General features: G+C 70.6%; 15 protein-coding genes and 1 pseudogene. 3 read left to right on the top strand and 13 right to left on the bottom strand.

Annotation, left to right across the window (positions count from 1 at the left end; genetic code table 11):
• Nucleotides 1-439 precede the first annotated feature (439 nt).
• The 7 genes from VF665_RS00155 to VF665_RS00125 form a co-directional block, all read right to left on the bottom strand.
• Entirely contained in the window at nt 440-796 is a 357-nt protein-coding gene (locus VF665_RS00155; protein ID WP_331051367.1) for a TfoX/Sxy family protein, read from the bottom strand.
• A 7-nt stretch (nt 797-803) separates the two neighbouring features.
• Entirely contained in the window at nt 804-1,319 is a 516-nt protein-coding gene (locus VF665_RS00150) for a hypothetical protein (protein ID WP_331051366.1), read from the bottom strand.
• 286 nt (nt 1,320-1,605) lie between these two features.
• Nucleotides 1,606-2,022, bottom strand: a complete 417-nt coding sequence (locus VF665_RS00145) for a hypothetical protein (protein ID WP_331051365.1) — start codon at nt 2,020-2,022, stop codon at nt 1,606-1,608.
• A gap of 91 nt (nt 2,023-2,113) precedes the next feature.
• The gene (locus VF665_RS00140) at nt 2,114-2,923 is read right to left on the bottom strand and encodes an SDR family oxidoreductase (RefSeq protein ID WP_331051364.1); all 810 of its coding nucleotides are present in this window, start codon (nt 2,921-2,923) and stop codon (nt 2,114-2,116) included.
• Nucleotides 2,924-3,053: 130 nt separating this feature from the next.
• A complete protein-coding gene (locus VF665_RS00135) occupies nt 3,054-3,638 on the bottom strand; it encodes a hypothetical protein (protein ID WP_331051363.1) in 585 nt (194 codons plus the stop codon).
• Between the two features lie 456 nt (nt 3,639-4,094).
• On the bottom strand, nt 4,095-6,569 hold the full coding sequence (locus tag VF665_RS00130) for a S9 family peptidase (RefSeq protein ID WP_331051368.1): 2,475 nt from the start codon (nt 6,567-6,569) through the stop codon (nt 4,095-4,097).
• An 854-nt stretch (nt 6,570-7,423) separates the two neighbouring features.
• Entirely contained in the window at nt 7,424-8,785 is a 1,362-nt protein-coding gene (locus VF665_RS00125; protein ID WP_331051362.1) for a hypothetical protein, read from the bottom strand.
• A 108-nt stretch (nt 8,786-8,893) separates the two neighbouring features.
• On the opposite strand from VF665_RS00125, the pseudogene VF665_RS00120 reads away from it, so the two are divergent.
• Nucleotides 8,894-9,102, top strand: a pseudogene (locus tag VF665_RS00120) (DUF2945 domain-containing protein).
• Between the two features lie 94 nt (nt 9,103-9,196).
• On the opposite strand, the gene VF665_RS00115 reads toward VF665_RS00120, so the two are convergent.
• From VF665_RS00115 to VF665_RS00105, 3 genes are all read right to left on the bottom strand, one after another.
• The gene (locus VF665_RS00115; RefSeq protein WP_331051360.1) at nt 9,197-10,201 is read right to left on the bottom strand and encodes a creatininase family protein; all 1,005 of its coding nucleotides are present in this window, start codon (nt 10,199-10,201) and stop codon (nt 9,197-9,199) included.
• 172 nt (nt 10,202-10,373) lie between these two features.
• Nucleotides 10,374-11,930: a hypothetical protein gene (locus VF665_RS00110; RefSeq protein WP_331051359.1), complete on the bottom strand. Its 1,557-nt coding sequence runs from the start codon at nt 11,928-11,930 to the stop codon at nt 10,374-10,376.
• A 129-nt stretch (nt 11,931-12,059) separates the two neighbouring features.
• A complete protein-coding gene (locus tag VF665_RS00105; RefSeq protein WP_331051358.1) occupies nt 12,060-12,776 on the bottom strand; it encodes a M23 family metallopeptidase in 717 nt (238 codons plus the stop codon).
• A gap of 228 nt (nt 12,777-13,004) precedes the next feature.
• Here VF665_RS00105 and VF665_RS00100 point away from each other — a divergent pair, with 228 nt between their 5' ends.
• Nucleotides 13,005-14,258, top strand: a complete 1,254-nt coding sequence (locus VF665_RS00100; RefSeq protein ID WP_331051357.1) for a GAF domain-containing sensor histidine kinase — start codon at nt 13,005-13,007, stop codon at nt 14,256-14,258.
• A 157-nt stretch (nt 14,259-14,415) separates the two neighbouring features.
• Here the strand turns inward: VF665_RS00100 and VF665_RS00095 are convergent, their stop codons facing one another.
• On the bottom strand, nt 14,416-14,985 hold the full coding sequence (locus VF665_RS00095; RefSeq protein WP_331051356.1) for a hypothetical protein: 570 nt from the start codon (nt 14,983-14,985) through the stop codon (nt 14,416-14,418).
• 339 nt (nt 14,986-15,324) lie between these two features.
• On the opposite strand from VF665_RS00095, the gene VF665_RS00090 reads away from it, so the two are divergent.
• Nucleotides 15,325-16,500: a hypothetical protein gene (locus VF665_RS00090; protein ID WP_331051355.1), complete on the top strand. Its 1,176-nt coding sequence runs from the start codon at nt 15,325-15,327 to the stop codon at nt 16,498-16,500.
• Between the two features lie 785 nt (nt 16,501-17,285).
• Here the strand turns inward: VF665_RS00090 and VF665_RS00085 are convergent.
• Both VF665_RS00085 and VF665_RS00080 read right to left on the bottom strand, forming a co-directional pair.
• The gene (locus tag VF665_RS00085; RefSeq protein ID WP_331051354.1) at nt 17,286-17,729 is read right to left on the bottom strand and encodes a DUF488 domain-containing protein; all 444 of its coding nucleotides are present in this window, start codon (nt 17,727-17,729) and stop codon (nt 17,286-17,288) included.
• 37 nt (nt 17,730-17,766) lie between these two features.
• Nucleotides 17,767-19,284 (bottom strand): response regulator, encoded by a 1,518-nt coding sequence (locus tag VF665_RS00080; protein ID WP_331051353.1) that lies wholly within the window; start codon nt 19,282-19,284, stop codon nt 17,767-17,769.
• Between the last annotated feature and the right edge of the window lie 275 nt (nt 19,285-19,559).

Below are 19,559 nucleotides of genomic sequence, written 5' to 3'. Positions count from 1 at the left end.
GAGCCCCGTGGGGCTCATGCCGATGTCGCGGGCGGCCTGGCGAAGCGAGGTGGCATCCACAAAGGTGCGCGCAGCCTCGCGAAGCGTCTCTACGGACGCGGCATCCTTACGCGGCGGCACGTCCCGTCCCCTGTTCACTGGTGTGGCGCGGCCAGCCAGTCTGACCGATTGCGGGGACAGGTTACAGCAAGGCTCGCCCCTGGACAAGAGGGAGCGAGCCGTTTCACGTCACAAGCGGTCATTTCCGGCCCCAATCGGCCCGTCAGCGGCCTTTCAGGCGGGCGTGGAGGGGTCGTTTTCCTGCTCCACCGCCCTCCCCCGCGCACCGGGCACTCCGGAATCGCCCGTCCCCCGGCGCCCGCCGCGCCCCGTCAACCCCGGCGGGGAGGGCGGTCCTGGATCTTTGCGGCCACCGCGCGCCACTCCCGGACGGGGCCGGTCAGCCGCGCCGGGGCTTGCGGGGCGCGGGCTTGCGCTTGCGTCGCGCCACGTCGAGTGCGTTTTGCAGCCAGGGGCGCAGGACGTCCGGGTCTTCCAGCATCTCCGCCGGAAGCTCGTGGTAGCTCAGCATCACCCGGCCGTCCTGGTACGGATCGAACGGCGCCATCCCCGCCGCCTCGAAGTCCGGGCGATTGGTGTCATCCGTCTTCAGATAGACCGCGTCGCCGCTGATGAGCGCGAAGAACACGCCCTCACTGCGAATGCCCACGCCGCCGAACATGGACTGCGCGGTGACGGGAAGCACGCGCCCCATCTGCTCCAGCACGTACTCGCGGTACTCGCGGCTTACGGCCATGGCTGCCTCAGCGGCTCCAGAAGTAGGCGTGCCGGGTCCGCGGGTCCACGGCCAGAAAGCCCTGGTCCGGCCCGGAGGTGATCTCCCACACCTTCAGGTACTTGCCCTGCCCGCCCGAGAAGGTGCGCGAGCTGAGCGGCCACCACTTGCTCCACCCCGGCGACGGCACGGTGAGCGACTTCTGCCGCTCCTCGCTCACGGGGCGCATGCCGTCCGTCAGCGTGCCCAGCTCCGTGTAGGTGAAGCGCACGAAGCGCTGGCCCCGGTCGCGGTTGTAGCGGGTGCGGATGTCCGAGGCGTTCGCGGGCACGAATCCGGGAATGAGGCCGCGGTCCACCGCGCGGGCTTCCTGCGCCTCCTGCAGCGTGGCAAAGTTCTCCTCCGGTGCCTCCATGCGGCGCAGCGAGGCGGGAATGAGCGCAAAGCCGACCAGCAGCACGGTGACGATGATCAGCGTGCGAATGTTCTTGCGGCGCTGCACCGGATCAAACGGGTCCGGCGCGCGGGGATCCACCTGGGTCATGGTCGTCCTGAAAGCCTTGGGAGTGCACGGCGGATGAACCGCATCCGCCGGCCGCAAAGATAGGCCCGCGCTCCCCGTCCCGCGAGCGGCACGGGCCGCCTCCGCTGTAGGGTATCCGCCCACAACGGGCGTCTCGCGGCACTCTCCGCATGCGTACCGTGAACTCCGTGCCCCCCCCGTGGCCTCCGTGAGAGACGCGGTTGCCGTTGCGGCGCCCGGAGACGCGAAAAGGCCGGCCGGGGTGCTCCCGGGCCGGCCTTTGTTTTCCCATCCACCCCGCCGTGCGTCAGTCCGTGCGGACGGCGCGGGTGCTGTCGGCCAAGGCGCGCTCGCAGTCGTCGGGCTCGGCGCGCTTGGCGCTCACCACTTCGCGGAACGCGACAGCGCGGCGGTACATCCCCATGTGCCCGAACATCCCCTCGTCGGTCACGTCGGCGCGCACGGTGACAAAGATGGTGCCGTACTCGTTCTGCACCAGGTCGCGGTAGCGTGCGGCCACGGGGCCGGGATTGGTGACCCACCACCCCACGCCGCCCATGCGCGGCCCGCGGCTTCCGCCCGGTACGCAGGGGCTGAAGCTCTGCTGCTCCCACTGCACCGTGTAGTAGCCGGAAACCAGGCGCTCTCCCCGGATTTCGCGGTGACCGGCGAGGGGAAGGGCCAGAAGGGGGAGCAGGGCGGGAACCAGGGTGCGGATGCGCATCTTTCCTTGCGGCAACGGGTTGAGCGGCGTCGTACACCCGCGTTGGACGCCGGGTCCGCCGCAAGGGTTGCCATCCCCCGCACGCGCCGCCTTATCTGCCGCGCTCGATGGCGCGGCGGGCGATGCGGTCCACCACGCCGGGAGCGATGAGCTTGATCCACTGCCCCACCTTGGCGCGCGTCGTCATCACCACTTCCCGCCGCCGCCCGGCCGCGGCGGCGATGATCTGCCGCGCGCACTCTTCCGGCGTCATCACCCGCTCCTCCTGCACGGGGCTGGTGACGAGCGGCGAGCCGTCCGGCCCCATGGCGCGCTGGCGGATGCCGGTGGAGACGAACCCCGGATAGACCATCGTCACCGAGACGCCCTCGTCCGCCAGTTCGATGCGGAGCGAGTTGAAGAAGCCGGCCATGGCGTGCTTGGTGGCCGCGTACCCGCTCCGCGTGGGCACGCCCGCGAGCCCCGTGAGGCTCGACACGCCTACGATGCGCCCGCGCGACCGCTTGAGGTGCGGCAGCGCGTACCAGGTGCAGTAGACCGAGCCCAGGTAGTTGACGCGCATCATCCGCTCCAACGGCTCCAGCGTGGTGAGCTCGTCAAAGCGCGCCCACATGCCGATCCCCGCGTTGTTGACGAGCGTGTCGATACGCCCGAATTCCGCCACCGCGCGCTCCATCAGCGCCGCGCACTGCGCCTCCACCCCCACGTCGGTGGGAACGACGAGCGCCTGCCCGCCGCGCTCGCGGCACCGCGCGGCCACCGCCTCCAGCCTGGCCGCATCGCGCGCGGCCAGGACCAGGCGGGCTCCCTGCCGCGCCATCTGCAGCGCCATCTCTGCCCCGATGCCGTCCGAGGCGCCAGTGATGACGACAACGTTGTCGCGAAACGCGTTGCTTGCCATGGATCGAGGGCGGGGGTGAGGGAAGGACGACGGGCGAAGCGCGGCGCACCGCCCGTGCCGTGACGGAAAACGCGCCCCCACCGGCGAGCGGCGGGGGCGCGGCAATCGGTCGGTCACAACCGGCGCGGAATCAGCCGCGGCGGCGCTCCAGCAGCAGCAGCATGAGGATGCTGAGGGCGGAAATGCCTTCTTCTTCCGGCGTCAGCTCGGCGAGCTTGTCGATGGTGTACTTGCCTTCCAGAAAGGCCGCCTGCTTGCTGGCGCGCATCACCACCGAGCCATCGGGGCGGGTGACGACGTATTTGGGGTGAAAGACGTAGCCGGCAAAGATGCCCAGCACGGGGATCTCGGAAAACAGCGCGTCGCCCACCTTGGCCCAGGGATTTTCTTCACGCAGGTTGAAGGCGAGCTGGTCGCCGTTCATGATCTCGTAGTGCGCCTTCCACAGCGAGCGCATGCCGCGGCGCCGCACCGCGCCAATGGGGGTGCCGTCGGGCGTGCTGAAGTTGTACTGCGCCGACCAGTCGATGACCTTGTTGGCGCGGATGTGATACAGCTCCTGGGTCATGCTCTCGTTGCTGAAGACCACCACCTGTTCCTTGAGCTTCATGAGCTTCTGCTTGACGTACATGCGCACCTGGCCGGTGCCGTCGCGCACGAAGATCTGCGGAGCGAGTGCGAGGATCTTGAACGAAAGCTGAAGGGGATACTGCATCGTCGTGTGTCCTGTGGATGGGGTGTGCCCGGGTCCCGCGGTAGGAAAGGACAGGGTAGCCCGTTCATGCAAAAACCGCCAGCCCCGGCTAAGTTTTGTTCATGCTTTCGGCGATCGAACTGCCCTTTCTCACGGCGGCCACGGCGGTTGGAACCGAGAGTTCACCGAGGCACGGCAAACTGCAATCTCTAACAGAGACACAGAGGCACAGAGAAAGAACAACCGACGGAATGACACAGAGCCAGCACTTTCTTACCCGCCATCTCTCCTGGATCAGTTTTCTTCGGCGCTGCTGCGGCGATGCGTGCTGCCCTTCTTTGCAGTTCCTCCGTGACCTCCGTGAACCTCCGTGCCCTCCGTGAGAGACCCGCAGTTGCCGTAGAAGCCCGGCAGAACGGAACCGCGGCGGACACCCGAGGGCGTCCGCCGCGATTTTCTTTCATCAACCGAAAGCCCTTACCGTGTGGCCGCCGGGGCGGGCGCGGCGGGGCGCGGGCCGGCGTTCTTTACGTACCGGTCCAGCCAGTTGATCATCTCCGCCAGCGTGTGCATGGTGCTTTCCCGCGCGCGGTAGCCGTGCGCCTCCAGCGGGAGCACGACGTAGCGCACCGTGGCGCCCTGCCCCTTGAGCGCCGCGTAAAAGCGCTCGCTCTGGATGGGGAAGGTGCCGCTGTTGTCGTCGTTGGCGCCGTGGATGAGCAGAATGGGCTCGTTGATGCGGTTGGCGTACGTGAACGGGCTCATGCGCGTGTACGTGTCCGTGGCCTCCCAGTACGTGCGCTGCTCCGCCTGGAACCCGAACGGCGTGAGCGTGCGGTTGTACGCGCCCGACCGCGCGATGCCGGCGCGGAACAGGTCGCTGTGCGCCAGCAGGTTGGCCGTCATGAAGGCGCCGTACGAGTGGCCGCCCACCGCGATCTTGTCACGGTCCGCCACGCCCATCTCCACCACCTTGTCCACCGCCGCCTTGGCGCTGGCCACCAGCTGCTCCACGTAGGTGTCGTTGGGCTCCGTCTGCCCCTCGCCCACGATGGGCATGGTGGGGTTGTCCAGAATGGCGTACCCGGCCAGCAGCAGGAACAGGTGGCTGATGCCGCCCGGCCGCGAGAAGCGGTTGGGCGAGTCCGTGACCTGCGACGCGGCCGCCGCGTCGCGGAACTCCGTGGGATACGCCCACATCAGCAGCGGCAGCGGGCCGTCGCGGCGCTGGTCGTAGTTGGGCGGCAGGTACAGCGTGCCGCTCAGCTTGACTCCGTCCGGGCGGTTGTAGGTGATGAGCTGCCGCTGGATCCCCGCCAGCTGCGGCGCCGGATCGGCAAAGCGCGTCACCGCCCGCGGCGCCCCGCCCGACAGGCTGCGCACGTAGTAGTTGGGCGCCTCCGTGGCGCTCTCGCGCCGGGTGAGCAGCTGCGTGCCCTCCGGGTTCAGCACCGTGACCACGCTCTCGTAGTACGGGTCTTCCGACCGCCACAGGCGGCGGCTCTGCCCCGTGGCAATGTCCATCACGTCCAGAAACGGGTAGTCGCCGCGCTCAGAGGCGCCGGCCGACGTCAGGTACACGCCGCGCCCGTCCGCCGTGAACATCATCACCGGCGCGCCGGTGGCGGTGGTGGTGAACAGCGGGCTCCCCGGGTCTGCGTAGCGGTTCTCGTAGCTGCGGTCGCTGATGGTGCGCGGCGCGGCGGACGGCGACGACGGGTTGACCACGATGCGCTTTTCGCGGCGGGTGTTCACCCAGCGCGAGGCGACGACGGCCAGGTCGTCGCGCCCCCACCAGATGCCGCCGAAGCGCTGGTCCAGGTCGGCAAGCCGCACCGGCGCGGCGGTAAACGGCGCGGCCTGCAGGAACACGCGGTCTCGCACGGCCGATTCACGGCGCGGGTCGCCGCCATCCTGCGCCTCGGCCCAGGCCAGGGTGGCCGGCGCGTCGGAGCGCCACTGCACCGAGCGGGGCCCGGGGCGCACGGCGTCGAACGACGACGGCAGGTTGTCGGTCAGCGGCACGTCGGCGATCTGCTTCACCAGCCGGCCCGTGGACGCGTCCAGCACCGAGATGTCCTGCGGAAAGTTGAACGCGGGCACCACGTAGCTGTACGGCCGCTTTACGCGCGTCACCAGCAGGTACTGCCCGCTGGGCGACAGGTCAAAGCCGGCGTAGAGCGCCGGGGTGCCCAGGTTGCGCGGTACCCCGCCGGCCAGCGGCACGGTGGCGAGCTGCGAGGTGAAGTAGTACTCGAACAGCGCCTCGTCGGTGCTGTTGGCCAGCAGGTCCTGGTAGGTGCGCACCGGGGCCGAGCGGCCCAGGTTCTCCTGCACGATGGGTCCGGTGGGGACCTCGGAGGCGCGCGGCGCGGCGCCGCGCCCGGCGGGCACGCGCGCGATCAGAAAGCCGCTGCCGTTGGGCATCCACTCGTACGGCGTGCCCATGGTGCCGTTCAGCTTGACGTCCGTCACGCGGCGGGCCTCGCCGCCGGCCACGGGCGCCACCCACAGCTCCAGCCCGGCGGGCGTGGTGTTCACGAACGCCAGCGTGCGCCCGTCCGGCGACCACGCCGTGGACGAGATGCGCGCCCCGGCGGGGAGGCGAACGGCGCGGGTGGTGCCGGTGGCCAGGTCCTGAAAGGTGAGCCCCGTGGCGTGCGCCGCGCGGCTGGCGGACACGCCGTTGGTGCGCGGGCTGATGCGGTAGCCGGCCAGGCGCAGCTCCGGCTCCGCCATCTCGGCGATGGTGGGGAGCCCTTCGCGCGCCAGCAGGGCCAGGGTGCGCCGGTCGCGGCCCACCAGCACTCCGGGGGTGGGCTGCGCGTTCAGGATGGCGGGGATGGGTGCCGGCGGCGTCAGGTAGCCGCCCTGCGCGGCCGCAGGGCCGGCCCCGGCCAGCGCGGCCGCGGCCAGCAGCACGCCCCGCAGGTGTCTGCGCGTGAGGAACATTCGGTACACCAGGAGTGCGGGTGATTCAGAGCGCCACCGCCGGTGGCGTCCCCGGTTGGCGGACGGGGTCACCGCCCAATCTGCACCGTTCCCCCGAGGTGCGAAAGGGTTAGCACCCGGCCGCGGGGGAGCCGCCTCGTATTCCGTATACGGGAGCGGTTGCGGGGCGGCTGAGCGACTGAAGTCGCCGCAACAACGGCGGAAAGTCCCCCCAAACGCCCCCCAAACGGACGTGGGGGGGGGACTTCACCTGCACGTGGGTGTCGGTGCCGGTGTGAGTGGCGGAGTTCAGGGCGGCCCCACCCGGGTTCGCATTACTCACCCACCCTCCCCCAAAAAAGACTGGGGGAGGGTTGGGCGCGGCGGCGGGTTCGGCGCGAGTTGCTTAGGCGCGCGCGGCGGACGGTGTCCTGAGCGGATGAATCCGCCGCTCTGAAAGCGGAAAGCCCCGACTCGTGACGCTGACGCGCCTACGTTCGGGGCTTCAACCGCCCGGCGGACCGCCCGGCGACGAGCGCCGAACCATCCCCGGCGCCGAACGGCTCCCCCTCTCCCGCGGAGCGGGCGGAGGGGGCTGGGGGGAGGGGGCCTCCTTCGGCCGCATGGCACCCGGCGAACGGCACCGAGGCGCAGTTCTCCCTTCTCCGCGCGGCGGTTTGCGCGGGGAGGGGCTAGCTGAGGAGCGCAGTTGCCGTGTGCCCCCTCTCCCACATCTGTTCGTGGGAGAGGGTGGCGAGCTTTAGCGAGCCGGGTGAGGGCCACACCGTCCGCGGCACTGGACCCTGGGCACCGGGCACTTGGCACTGCGCACTGGGCACTTGGCACCGGGCACTAAACCCTGAGCACTTCCCTCTCTACAACCAGAAATAGATGTACGCCGGCACCCGGCCGCTCTTCCCCCGCTTCCGGCCGCGCTCCGTCCGCGGAGGGGGCGCCACGGTCAGCAGGTTCTCGCCGCGCGGCAGCCCCGCGACGGGAATGTGCGCCACGATCCCCCGCACCCCCGTCTCCGGGTCCGTGGTAAAGCGGAACGCGGGCGTGATGACCCGCCCGTTCAGCGACACCGGCTGCAGCCGCGTCCAGCAGGCCAGCAGCGCGCGCGTCCGTGCCGGGTCCGACACCGGCGCGCGCCCCAGCTGCACTCCACCGTCGTTCAGCGGCCGCACCCCGGGGCACCGCTGCGGCAGCGACTCGCCGTGAACCATGGGCTCGTACGGGATGAAGAGGCGCACGTACGGATCCTGGATTACCTCCGACTGAATGGTGGGCGCGCGCTCGTTCACCTCGCCGGGCGTGCGGCGGTCCTGGTAGTACACGGGCGCCATGGCCGCCTGCCCCGCCTGCTCCGGATAGAACGGCGAAGCGCCCACCCGCAGCAGCCCCTCGCGCATCATCATGTCGTGCGCGAACACGTAGATGAACAGGAGCGCAAACCCGCCCAGCGCCATGGGATAGCGCATGCTGCGCCGCGCGTTGCTGAACAGCGTGGTAAACATCACGCCGATGGCCGGCATGGCGTTCAGGTAGTAGGTGAACACCCCGAACCGCCGCAGCACCCGGTGCATGCGCCCGCCCGGCTCCGCCCGGGCGCCCACCCGCTTGTCCACCATCATCGCCACCGTGGGCACCAGAACGGTGACCGCCACGCAGCCCAGGAACCAGGTCTGGAACGACCCCGGATCGCCGGAAAGCCGGGTGCCCAGGTAGGCCAGCCCCGCCGTCATCGCCATGAGCCACAGGCTGTAGGCGCACAGCGACACCATGGAGAACGCCAGCGGAAACAGCACGCTGCAGAAGCGGTCCGCCGCGTCGATGTGGGCCTGAATGCGCCCCAGCCGCTCGCGGAACACCTCCCGCGTCACGGGCCCGTAGGTGGTGTTTTCCCACCGGATGCCCTGCGGATACACGGATTCCAGCCCGATCAGCCCCACCCAGTAGCCGCGCCCGCCCAGGTGCATCAGAAAGGCGAGAATCAGCGAGTACAGGCTCACCTTGACGTACACGTACAGCAGAAACACGCCCGTGAACGTCTCCCGGTCCACGTGCGCACGCGCGCGAACGAAGCGGTCGTCCACCCACCCGGGAAGCTGCAGGAGCGAAAAGATGACCGCGCCGGAGATGAGGAGTTCCTGCTCCCACGGCCGCGCCGCCGGCTCGTGGCGCGAGGTCTCGGGGAGCACCGGTTCCATGGCGTCGCCCGGAGGCTGGTTCGGCATGCTGGGGATGATGGAGCGCGGAAGAGGATGCGGAGCGTACAAGGCTTGTTCACCCCGGTACGCGCCTTGCGCCGGGGATGCCGCTCACCCATGGACCGGGAGGCGCGGATGGCGGACAATCTCAAGCCGGGCGACCACGTGCAGTGGAACACGCCGCAGGGAAAACCACGGGGCGCGTGGAAAAGAAGCTGACGCACGAAACGCACGTCAAGGGGCACAAGGTCGCCGCGACGCCGGAGGAACCCGAGTTCCTGGTCAAGAGCGACCGCAGCGGCAAGGAAGCCGCCCACAAGCCGGACGCGCTCAAGAAGATCTGACGGGATGATCAGAGGGGGACGGCCGGGTTACTCGCCGTCCCCCTCTCCATCCAGACCGCCGCGGACGACAGTGCCCGGCGAGAACGTCGTCGTCTCAGGGACGGGCGGGGGCGGTGCGCAGCCACTCGGCCTGGCGGCGCGCCTGCGCCTCCTCCTCCGCCAGCAAGCCGTCAAGCGCCTCGCGCACGGGCGGAATGGAACGCATCTGGTCCGCGTAGCGCTCCACCGTGCGCTCGTCTTCGCCATCCACCAGGCGCAGCGCCAGCGCGGAGCACGCGCGCGACTCGCTGGCGTACACCCACCGGCCCAGCTCCATGCTGGAATACCGCGGCGCGCCCACGTAGCCCGGCCAGTCGGGGCGGGCGGCGGCCTGGCGCCACTCGCCGGGGCCGGCGGCGGTCACGTCCGGCGCGCGCACGTACGCCGTGTCTACCAGGTCCGGGCGCAGGTACAGCGTGCGGCTGAACTCCAGCGTGCCCGCGTGCGGCGAGCCGGCGTCCGCGGCCTGCGCCGCCGTGCCGTACAGCGACTCCGGCGGCGTTTCGCCGATGCTTTCCGCCTGGCACCCGCGGCGGCCCAGCAGGTGGACCATGAATCCGCCGTACGTGTCGCGAAAGTAGTCGCCCGCCAGGTCCATCGCGCGGTTGTGGTTGGGGTCGCCGTGCCCGTTCACCACGAACACCCGGCGAAACCCGCGCGCGCCGAGCTCATCCGCCATGTCCATGAATACGGCGCGCAGCGTGGACGCGCGCACGCTCACGGAACCCGGAAACTCCGGCCGCCCCGTCACCTTCTCGAACGCGCCGGAGCCCAGCGGAACGGTGGGCATGATGACCGCCGTCCACCCCGGGCGCGCCGCGATGGCCGCCGCCACGTCCTGCGCGATGCGCTCGTTGCGGTATCCATCCGCCGCGACCGGCAGATACGGCCCGTGCTCCTCGATGATCCCGCCGGGAATGATGATCACGGTGCGGTCGCGGTTCAGCCCGCCGATCTGCGCCGCGTTCATCTCCGCCATCCGCATCACCTGCGCATCGGCACGTGCGCAGCAGAGGACGGCGGCCAGGGCGGAAAGAGCGGTACAGGCGGCGTGGCGCATCGGCAAGTCTCCTCGGGGGATGGATGGGGATGGATGGACGGCGGCGGGGGGCGATGCGCGCGCAGTGTACCCCGCCCGCGCCCGCCGCACATGCGGTTTCAGTCGTCCGATGGCGGTCCGCCCCGCGCCCGGCGCGCGGGACGGGGCGGATGCCTCGGTTGATGGCTGACGCTCAGGCCGCGGTGCCGGCGAGGACGGGGAGCGCGGTCTGCACGCCGGAGGCGAGGTAGGCGTCCGGGTCGTAGCGAAGCGCCTGCTTGGGAAGCCACTCCCACAGCGGGCCCAGGTGCGCCTGAATCTGCCGGGTGAGCACGGCCGGCACTTCACGCGTTCGGCCGTCAAAGAAGTCGCGCACCTGCCGGTCGCCGCGCAGCCACGCCAGCATGCGCCGGTGCTGCCCCAGCTTGTTGCTGCGGTCCGACGACAGTCCGCGGAACAGCTGCTCCAGCGCCAGCAGCGGGCGCGGGTTGGCCCGGGCGCGCCGCCAGAGCGCCGCGGGGCGGAACGAGTAGTCAAAGGTGTCGATGACGGCCGAGTAGAATTCCTCCCACCCGAAGTGGCGCGGCCGCACGTTCATGGCCGTCACCAGGTCCAGAAAGTGGAAGGGGACGGGGAGCACGCGCCCCTCGCGCTGGTACTCCAGGTTGAGCGCCGCGTTGCGCCCGAAGGCGGAGAGCAGTGCGTAGTGCGGGTACACGCCGGGCGCCAGGTCGATGAACTGCTTGGTGAGTTCAAAGGCGTCCAGCCCCTCGTCCGTGTCCAGCCCAAAGATCAGGTTGACCTGCGTGTACGGGATGTAGCGCTGCACCATGTTCACGTGGTCCGCCACGCGGCGCACCTTTTCCATCCCCTGCACGCTGCGCATCCGTGATTTGTCGCCCGCCTCGTACCACGACTCGATCCCCGGCGCCGTGGCCTTGAAGCCGTTGCGCTGCAGCCGCTTGAGGTTGTCTTCCTTTAGCAGCGCCAGCGACGTTTCGGCAAAGAAGGTCACTCGCCCCGGCGGCACCACCTCCTCGATGGCGTCCAGGTAGTCGTCAAAGCGGATGCCGAAGTTGGGGTCGTGCCACACGGCGCACGAACGCGGCAGGTTCAACTGCTGAAAGAAGCGCAGGTCGTCGCGAACGCCCTCAAAGGCCAGCGGCTGGTACGGAACCGTGGCGTCGATGCAGAAGCTGCACTTGTACGGGCACCCCAGGCTGCCCAGCAGCGGCACCAGCCGTACGATTCTGGCCGCCTCCATGGCGGGGCGCAGAAACGGCCACCGCTGGCGCAGCCCCGGTAGCTCCGCGGGCTGCCCGCGGGCGGAGAAGTACCGTCCGAGCGGGTGGTGCGGGCCGGGGTCGCGCAGCACCTCCAGCAGCGTGTCGCGGTCGCAGAAGCCCACCACCCCGTCAAAGTACAGCCGCGCGTCTTCCGGATACGAGCGCGCGTGCGGCCCGCCCAGCACGGTGCGCACGCCGGCGTGGCGGAATCGCGCGCTCATGGCGTACGCGACGAGCGCCGCCTGCGAGAACGCGTGGATGAACACCACATCCACGTCGTCCGGAATGCCGCCCGCGAACAGTTCCGCGCCGGAGTAGTAGGCGTAGTGCACCTGGTGCCCCGCTTCCTGGCACCAGACGGCCACCACCTGGGGCATGATGCTGGCGTTGTTGGCGCGCATCAGGCGCGAGTAGCCGTTGCGGGGAGGTTCCTTGCCCAGCAGGTCGATGACGCCGATCCGCATGGAGTTCTCCGGAGAGGAGGGTGGTCCGGGGTGGGACACACACCGTAATTCCCTCAGTCCGGCGGAGCAAGAAAAATCTGCTACCCCGCACCCGGCCGGTTCCGTACTGCGCCGCCCCCGCCCCGCCCGCTACTGCAGCAGCGGATACGGATTCTGCGGCACACCGCCCCAGTACTTCTTTGGATCGGACGTGGTGGTGACCTCAAAGTGCAGATGGTGGTTGCCCGGAGCCGCATCGCCTGTATCGCCCACGTAGCCAAGCACATCGCCCCGCCGCAGCCCGCGGCCTTCCACCATTCCCGCGGCGTAGCGGTCCAGATGCGCGTAGTAGTAGACGGTGCGCCGGTCGGGCGCGAGATGGTACAGGGTGATGCCGCCCCGCTCGCTGCGGAACAGCTTCAGCACCACGCCGTCGGCCACGGCCACCACCGGGGTGCCGCGCGGGGCAAGGATGTCGATGGCATCGTGGCGCCGCCCCTGGCCGCGCGCCTGCTGGTACGTATCCACCAGGCTGGACGCCTTCACACCCCGCACCGGGATCAGCAGCCCGGACGCGCCCGGCACGGACGCCGTTTCCGTCCCATTCCGCGACGTTCCGCCCGGGGAGCGCGCCACGAGTGCAGGCGTGGCGGACGGCGCGTGAGTTGGGGAAACCGGCGCTGCAGGGACCTCGACAGGGATCGTGACCACAGGAATCGCGGCGATCACCCGCGCCCCGGGCCGCGGCGCCCACCCGAGCGCCACGTTCGCCCGGCCGAACAGCGCGGGAGCGGCTCGTCCCACCGCCATCACGACCGCGAGCATGCAGAGCGCGCCGAGTGTGAACGGGAGCAGAAACCTTCGCATGCGGGCACCTTTCACGGGGATGAGCGCCGGCACCCGAGGAGATCGGACCGTGACCTCTCGCGGACAGGCAGCATCTGCTACCCCGCCCACCCCCGAACGCCCAACCCCGTCCGTAAAAATGAGCTACGAGCCCCGCGGCCCGAGTCTGCACCGTCGCGCCACCGGGGAAGCACGCGCCGTGGCTCGGTCCCTGCGGTCGCCGTGTTCAGATTCTCCCTCCGCAAAGTGATGAGCAACACCCTCGAGCAGGTCATCCAGAATCCGGAGCGGCTTCGGCGCCTGCGTGCGACGGGGCTGCTGGACGCGCCCACCGACGCCGCGTTCGACCGGCTGACGCGCCTGGCCGCGCGCCTGCTTTCCGCGCCCGTATCCACCGTGACGCTGGTGGATTCCGACCGCCAGTTCTACATGGCGTGCGCCGGCATGCCCGAGCCGCTCGCCACCGAGCGCCAGACCCCGCTGGAGTTCTCGTTCTGCAAACACACGGTGGTGCTGGGCCGGCCGCTGATCATCCCCGACACCCGCCTTGAGCCCATCGTGGCGCAGAACCCCTCCATCGCCCAGTTCGGGGTCACTTCGTACGCGGGCATTCCGCTGCTGACCTCGGACGGGCACGCGCTGGGGACGCTGTGCGTGATGGACTTCCAGGTGCGGAACTGGACGGAGGAGGAGATCGGCAGCCTTACCGACCTGGCGGCTTCGGTGAGCACGGAGATCGAGCTGCGGATGGACCTGGCGGAGCACGCGCGCGTGCAGCAGCAGCTGCAGAACACGGTACGGCTGCGCGACGAGGTGCTGGGCATCGTGTCGCACGATCTGCGCAACCCGGTGCACACCATTCAGCTCAGCTCCGGCTTTCTGCTGGAAACGCTCCCCGATGAGGGTTCCCAGGCGCTCACGCGCAAGCAGCTGGGCATCATTCGCCGGGCGGCGCAGCGCATGGACCGCATGATCGGCGATCTGCTGGACGCGGCGACCATCGCGGCGGGGCACCTGTCCATGGAGCCGCGCCCGCACTCCGCGACGCTGCTGCTGCGCGCCGCGTTTGATTCGCTCGCCCCGCTGGCCCAGGAAAAAGGCATCCGCTTTGTTTGCGACGGGCCAGACCGTGCGCCCGCGGTGATGGCGGACGTGGACCGCGTGATTCAGGTGCTGGGCAACCTGGTGGGGAACGCGGTGCGGTTCACTCCGGAGGGCGGCACCATCACCCTGGGGCTGCGGCCGCTGGAAACGGCGGCCGAGTTCCGCGTCGCCGATACGGGATCGGGGATCCCCGCCGACCAGCTTGCGCGGGTGTTCGACCAGTTCTGGCAGGCGCGGCGCGACGGGCGCCAGGGCACGGGGCTGGGGCTCACCATCGCGCAGGGGATCGTGCACGCGCACGGCGGCGAGATTCGCGTGGAGAGCGCGCCCGGCGAGGGCACCACGTTTCTGTTCACCCTTCCGTACGCGGAGGGGACGCTGCCGTTCGCCAAGGAGTGAGCGGCCCGGCGCGTCTGCCCGGTCCCCGGCGGACGGACGAGGAGCGCCGGGCGACCAAATGAGAAGCCCCGGACGGCGCACGCAGGCGCCGTCCGGGGCTTCACCGCATCCAGGGCCCGGCGGACGCGCGGCCCTCCATCCGCCCTGCATCCAGAGTTCAACCCGCGAGCACCGCCGCGGACGCCACGGGACGGGAGGCGGCGGGCGCGCGGGACCGGGACGGCGTGCGCGCGGCGGCGGCGACGGCGGCCAGGGTCAGCAAGCTGCCGGCTGTCAGCAGAACGCCAAAGAACTGCAGCGGGATGAGCGGTGCCGCTACCACGATCACCGTTGCCGTGGCGCGCACGGCCTCCCGCGCGGCGCCGTGCACCCCGTCCGCCAGCCGCGGCGCGGCGCGCACCAGCCGGATTCCCTGCGCCACCAGCACCACCGCCATCAGCACCAGGCTGTACAGGCGAAAGTCGTAGAACACGGCGGACCCGGCGGGGCGGTTCAGCACCCGCAGCAGCACGATTACCAGCGCGTGCATGGACAGCATCACCGTCAAGAAGATGCCGAACAGAAACACCCACACCGATCCCGCCAGCCGCGCACCACGCACTCCGCGCCGCCACAGAGCCCGCGCGAACAGAAACGCCGCCAGCAGCTTGAGCGCCGCCAGCCAGGTTTCCGTGTTCATGTAGAACGGCAGCTTGCTGTACACGTTGGGATCAAGAAACCACGGCATCGGATCTCCCTGGCAGAAAGCCCGTCGGGGGCTGTGGATTGCGGTTCGCGCGGCGCCGCGGTTTTCCGCCGGCACCGTGCCCATGAGAGTAACTCCCGTCCCGTCGGTCCGGATCGGCCGGTTGACCCGTGCCGCGCGCCGTCTGCCGCCCGTCCGCCATGCATCCGCTCGGGCCCGTCGCGCCCCCCGACAAGCGGCCCATCCGCCGACCGACCCATGCGCGATCGGGCGGCCCTCCACGAGCTTTGGGGAACGCCGTTGCGGAGCATGCGGGCGTGCCGCATCTTCGCGCGGCAGATCCTCATGTTTGCGATCCACCCCGATCCACCGTCCCATCCCATGATCCAGCGGATTTCTGCCCTCGCCCTGGTGGCCGCCGCACTGCTCGCGGCTCCCGCTTCCGCGCAGCGCACCCTCAACCCCGGCCAGCTCACGCGCGGCACCCTCAGCAGCAGCGACCCGCGCCTGCCGGACCGCACGTACTACGACGAGTACATGTTCGCCGGCCGCCGGGGCGAAACGGTGATCGTCACCCTGGAGTCCGACGCGTTCGACGCCTACCTGTACCTGGGCACCATGCGCCGCGGCACCTTTCAGGAGCTCGCGCGCGACGACGACGGCGGCGGCACGCAGAACGCGCGGCTGGAGTACCGCCTTCCCGAAGACGGCACCTACGTCATCCGCGCCAGCTCCCTGGCGCCCACCACGGGCGAGTACCGGATCACGCTCGTCGGCGGATCGAGCGGCGGGGGGTGGAGCAGCGGGGGGAACGGCACGGGAACGTACGAGCGCCCGGGGCAGAACGGCGGCTACATCCGCGCGGGCGAGCCGGTGAGGGGCCGGCTGCGCACCAGCGATCCCACGCTGGACGACGGCGGCCCGTTCCACATCTACCGCTACAGCGGCCGCCGCGGCGAGCGCCTGAGCGTCAACCTGCGTTCGGTGGACTTTGACGCGTACCTGGTGGTCGGCACGCCGGGCGGGCGGCACGGCATCCAGAGCCCGCTGGGCCGCGACGACGACAGCGGCGGCGGGCACGATGCGCGGCTGGACGTCACCCTGCCCAACGACGGCGAGTACGCCATCCGCGTGAACGCCGTCATCCGCGGCACCGGCGAGTACACGCTCGACGTGCAGTCCAGCCTGGGCGGCGGCTACACGGACCCGCCCCGCGGGGGGTTCGACGAGGACGAGGCCGTGGATGAACTGCTGGTGGGCCGGTGGGAGCTGCGGGAAAGGAGCTACCGAAACGGCACGGGGATGGGGCGCATCACCATCGACGAAGACGGCGGATACGTCTGGCGCCGCAATGGCCGCGTACTGCGCGGGCAGCTTGTCGCCATCCAGCCCCGCCGCATGTTCGGAGCAGAGACGGAGTACTACGCGGTGAACGATGGGCGCGAGGAGTTCTACCTCTACATCGTCAACGACCGCGGCCGGCGCACCCTGCGCATGAACAGCCGCCTGAACGACACCGTCGTGGCCGAGGGGCAGCCGGAAGCCGGCTCCTACTGACCGAACCTCGGCCAATCAAGGTCGATTGCACGCAGAGGGCGCGGTCCGGCATCCGGACCGCGCCCTCTCGCGTTTCCATCCCGCACCGCGCGTCCGCTATGTCTCGGGCCACGTCCACCGTCACCGCCCGCTCGCACCCGAGTTCACCCGCGGCCGCTCGCGCTCGTCCCCGCGTCCGCCGCGTCCGCCGCGTCCGTCATCTGCCGTCCCGGTCCGCCCCTCTCCGCTCCCTGCGCCTCCGCCAGCCCGCCACGCCACATTCCAGCCGTTCCAACCGTGCTCTCCGCGCGCGCTGAGTATCCGCGCTTCCCGCCACAGGGCACTCCGCGAAACGCGCCGCGGCAACCGGACGCACCATCCTGCCGCGCGTCGTTTGACGGCGGCTGCATCGGCTCGGCAGCCGGCCAATCGCAGGGAGATTGGTCTCTGTCCCCACGCCCTGGCGCGCGCATGATCCGTAAAAAGACGCGCAGCAGGCAGGTGCAGCCGCGGCTTTTGCGCCCGCTCCCCCGCCCCGCGGATCGCATGGGACGGGATTCGCGACTGCGATGGTCCGCGCGGAGCCAACACGCCGTTCAGGCAGGCGGACGCGGCGATTTGCAATCGGATATCAGGTGTGTGGCTCGACGTTCTGCCGATACGTGGTACTCGATGCACGCCGGACAAGCGGCGCAGAAGCGAAGTATGCCTCCTCCAAAAAATGCGGATGAACTCAGCGCCTGCGGAGAGGTCGGCACCGGTCGCGGAGGGCGGGGCTGGCGGAAAGGGTTCGCGGGGGATGCGGATCAGGTCGCGAGATCGTTGACCTCGATCGGGATCAGTTCGGCCAGCGCGTCCGCCACGAGCGTGCGGTGGCAGTGCGCGGGATCGGCCTCGAAGCAGAGGAGGCACACGCGTTTTCCCCCGCGCACCAGCTCCGCGAGTGCGTGCAGTTCCGCCTGCGCCTCCAGTGTGGCGAGGTGTTCCGCGAAGATGGCGCGCATCTCCTCGTGCCGGCCCGCGCGCGCGGCGATGCGGCCGTCCTTGGGCGTGCCGAGCGCGCGCAGGTGCAGGTATTCGATCCCGATTCCCCGCACGTTCCCCGACAGCGCCGTCTTGGCGAACCCCGGCCGCCGCGAGCTCGCCACCGCCCGCACGTCCACCAGCACCTGCACCCCCGCGGCCCGCAGCGCCTCCAGGAACCGCTCCACGGTGGCGTTCTCGTACCCGATGGTGCAGACGGTGGTCATCAGCGGCGGTGGCGTGAAAGGGGGATGATGGGCGGCATCAGGCCGGGCGCCGCTCCAGCCGGTTGCGGATGCGCGACACCAGCTCCGGCCCCACCACCGGCTTGTTCAAGAAGTCGTCCGCGCCCGCGGCGAACACGCGGTACACCGTGTCCGCGTCCGACCGCGCGGTAAGGAAGACGACGGGGACGTGGCGCCATTCCGGATCGCTGCGCACCACCCGGCACAGCTCAATGCCGTTCAGGTGCGGCATGTCGATGTCCAGCACCAGCAGGTCCGGCTTCACCGCGCGCAGCTCCGTCCAGAACCGGAGCGGGTCGTTCAGCGTGTGGATGGTAAAGTGCTGCGCCTCCAGAATGGCGCGCAGGCTCCCCGTCACCGCCGGATCGTCGTCCACGGTAAGGATGGTCTGCCGCGCGGCGCCGGGAACGGGCAGCATGCGCTGCAGCGACTCGCCCACGAACCCCGGAGACAGCGGCGGATGCAGGATGGTGCGCGCGCCCATCTTGAGTGCGCGCACCCGGTCCAGCAGCGCGTCGCGGTCCGTGTACGCCAGCACCGGCACCCCCGGCGCGCGCCGCCCCGCCCGCGCGAACGCGTCCCACTCCGCCTCGCCTTCCCCGCGCGAGCGCAGGTCCAGGAACACCGCGTCCGGCCGCAGCGTGCCGTCCTCCATCTCCGCGTCCAGCACGGCGCGCAACCCCAGCGCCCTCACCTCTCCCGCCACCCCCGCGGCCAGCCCGCCGTCTGGCGTGGTGATCCACAGCACGGGCGGAGCGTTCGGCGCGGCGGGCGCGGCCGGAGGGGGCGCGGGCTCCGCGGTCTCGGCGGCGCGGGCGTGCACGTCGGCCTTGAGCCGCGCGGCCAGCTCCGCCATGCGCCCCGCCTGCCCACGGGGGACGGGGGCGCCCAGCAGGTGCTCCAGTTCGCGGGCGTGCACGGAGCCTTCGCCCAGGCCAAAGGTGCCCAGCGCGCCGGCCAGGCGGTGCGCCTCGCGACGAGCGGTCTCGCGCATGGGCTCGGTCAGCCCGCCGCCAGCCACCGCCTGCGCGGCGCGCTCCAGCACGGCGATGCGGTCCAGCACGGGGCCGCGCGCGCGCTTCCACACCTGGGCCAGCGCGTAGCTCAGCCGCTCCTGCGCGCCCTCCGCGGAATCCGGCGGGGCGGCGGGGCGCTCCGCGGGCGCCACCTGCACCAGGCGGGAGACGGCGCGCAGCAGCTCCGACCGGTCCACCGGCTGAAAGAGCAGTTCATCCACGTGCAGCTCCGTCACCAGCCGCCGCAGGTCCGCTTCTTTGACGGTGGATGCGTCCATCTCCATCGTGTACAGCACGGGCAGCTCCGCCAGCCGCTCGTCCGCGCGGATGCGGCGCACCACGGCCCCCGCCGCGGGATCTTCCACGGCGCCGTCCAGCACCAGCAGCCGCGCCCCGTCCGCGCGAAGCATGTCCAGCGCCTCCTGGCCGCTGAACGCCACCTCCACCGTAACGCCGGGGAGCTGGTTGGCCAGCCACGTGCCCAGGCTCGCGGGAAGGCCGGCGATGAGGATGCGGAGCATGGGCGTGCGGGGCGGAGGGGCGGACGGGGCCGGGCGGGAGCGCGTGCCCGCAAACGGGAGCGGGAAAGAGTACGAGGCGTATGCCTCCGGCGAAAGGCACGGCCCCTTGGGAGCGTGAGGTCCGGAGAGGGAGGCCGACCCGCCGAGCGACTGAAGTCGCCGCAACCACTGCTGAAAGCCTCACGATACGGCCGTGAGGCTGGTTCAAGCGCAGGTGACCGAGGTCTTTGCGGAACGCCGCCCTCGAACTGAGGTCTCCCTTTCTCCCGCGACAG

Origin of the sequence: Longimicrobium sp., assembly GCF_036387355.1 — a bacterium.
Classification (GTDB): domain Bacteria; phylum Gemmatimonadota; class Gemmatimonadetes; order Longimicrobiales; family Longimicrobiaceae; genus Longimicrobium.
Note: the sequence above shows the minus strand (reverse complement) of the source record. Positions and strands in the feature narration are given on the sequence as shown.